Here is a 1,180-nt window from a genome sequence, read left to right as displayed (position 1 = left end):
TGCCTGTCGCGATCCCAGCGCTCGACAAGATCGCTGCGCGCCTGGTCGCGCGTCGCGGCTTGATGCACCATGCCTTTATCGTCATAGGCGCCGATCGCAGCGCCGATCCTGCTAGCTGCCAGGTCGCGCGTGGCTTCGCGCTGCCAGTCCTCGCGCTGCCGGCGCACCTGGCCGATCTCGACGCCGCCGTGGCGTTCGTGGATCGAACGGAATGCAGCACCCGCCTCGATCGCCTGCAACTGCTGCGGATCACCGACCAACACGACCTTTGCGCCAGCGTCCGCGGCATGGGAGAGCACGCGCTCCAGCTGGCGCGTGCCGACCATGCCTGCCTCGTCGATCACCAGGACATCGCGGGCGCTGAGCAGATCGCGGCCCTGTCCCCAACCGTGTTCCATGCTGGCGATGGTTCGAGACGAGATGCCGGAACCGCTTTCGAGATTCTCGGCCGCAATGCCGGAGAGTGCAGTGCCTCGAACCTCATAGCCCGCCGCTGCCCATGCCTGTCGCGCCACTCCGAGCATGGCGCTCTTGCCGGTGCCGGCAAACCCGACAACGACACCAAGACCGCGGCCGTCCGTGATGTGATCGAATGCATCGGTCTGCTCGCCTGAGAGAACAAGGCCATGACGATTGGCATCCGCCAAAGCCGTCGCACGATCCCGGTCACTCACCGCATGACGTTCCTCCCCGGCCATGCGTTCTGCCACACCATGCAGGCGCTGTTCCGTCTCTATCATCTGCCGCGTGGTGAAGCGGTCTTCGCTGCGTCCGTCCTTGCCGAGTTCGACAAGGTCGGGCGCTCCGCTAATGGCTCCCATCACCGCGTCGAACTGTTCCATTCCATCGCTATGGCGATGCGCGAACTTCGCAATGTCCTTTCGGGTAAAGGTCGATTGCTGATGGGTGATGGCGTCGAGCGCCACGGATGGATCCGCAACGATCCGAGTGCCATTGCCACGCGCGATCTCGCGATGCAGTTCGGCGCGATCTGCTTCGATGTCGGCAGCGTCAAGTCCGCTGCCCTCAATGCGTTGGGCCGGAGCACCAATCTGGGTTTGCGGCTCCAGGGCAATGCCCTGCGCTTCCAGACTGCGATGATCGATGCGGGCGTCGATATCGAGTTCGGCAAGGCGTTCATTGGCAAGCTCGGCCCATCGTTCGCGCCAGCGCTCGACCA

At 64.3% G+C, this 1,180-nt stretch carries 1 protein-coding gene; it reads right to left on the bottom strand.

Annotated features, from left to right (window positions below; genetic code table 11):
• On the bottom strand, positions 1-1,180 hold a 1,180-nt coding region (locus FJ471_RS34610), incomplete at both ends, for an AAA family ATPase (RefSeq protein WP_140811599.1).

This window comes from Mesorhizobium sp. B2-7-1, from assembly GCF_006440735.1.
GTDB lineage: Bacteria > Pseudomonadota > Alphaproteobacteria > Rhizobiales > Rhizobiaceae > Mesorhizobium.
Note: the sequence above shows the minus strand (reverse complement) of the source record. Positions and strands in the feature narration are given on the sequence as shown.